This is a genomic window from Neisseria sp. P0021.S006 (assembly GCF_051956895.1).
On record NZ_JBQCWZ010000539.1, the window covers coordinates 1 to 897 of the forward strand.

The 897-nt window shown below is 46.6% G+C and carries 1 pseudogene; it reads left to right on the forward strand.

Going from position 1 to position 897, the window contains the following annotated elements:
• Positions 1–625 precede the first annotated feature (625 nt).
• Positions 626–897 (forward strand): annotated as a pseudogene (locus tag ACTHUM_RS15540) (sodium-dependent transporter); the annotation flags it as partial.

An 897-nucleotide genomic window follows, 5' to 3' on the forward strand; every position in this document is an offset into this window, starting at 1 on the left:
GTTTTATGCTCGTTTTAAATCATGGTAATGAATGAAACGGGAAAAGGCGGATTGTTTTTGTTTATATTAAACAGAATTTGAGTGTGGCTTTTGATTACAACATACAACAGTGTAATTTTCAGACGGCCCGGGTTTAATCGAGCAAAAGGAAAAGACCGTCTGAACATTTTTGATGACATGGAATTTAAACGCCTTGGATTCCCGGTTTTCCTTGCCGGATAAGGGGAGGGCGGTTTTTAGCAAAGGGGAAAATTGTCGGAACAAGGGAGGGAAAAACGGTGGATTGAGCTGTGTTTGGGGGTTATATAAATAAGTGTATGAAGGTTTTAGTCGTAGTGTATGAAGATTTTGCTTGTGATTTTAATTTAATTATGACTTGTCAACACTGTTAAATTTTTTTACGATAAGGTCAGATTATGTTTGCATGGCCATAAGCGGTGCATCCTCTATACCGGATATTATCCTTGTCCGAATATCTACTTTAACCGACCGGCTTGCCCGGCCTGATTCCTAAATATATACGCGCAAGGCTGAACGGCCTTGGCGGCACTCGACTTTTAAGAGGTTCATCGTGTCAAATTCTCAATCCAGCGAACGCGCGACGTTTAGCAGTCGCCGCGCCTTTATGTTTGCTGCCATCGGCTCGGCCGTGGGCTTAGGCAACATTTGGCGATTCCCTTACATCGCTTTCGACAACGGCGGCGGTGCTTTCGTCCTCCCTTACTTGGTTGCGCTGTTGACGGCAGGTATTCCGCTGTTGCTGCTCGACTACGCCATCGGCCACCGTTACCGCGGCTCGCCACCTTTGGCTTTCCGCCGCCTCGGCCGTTTGTTTGAGCCGATGGGTTGGTGGAACTTCCTGACCAACGTCATCATCTGTATCTACTACGCCGTGAT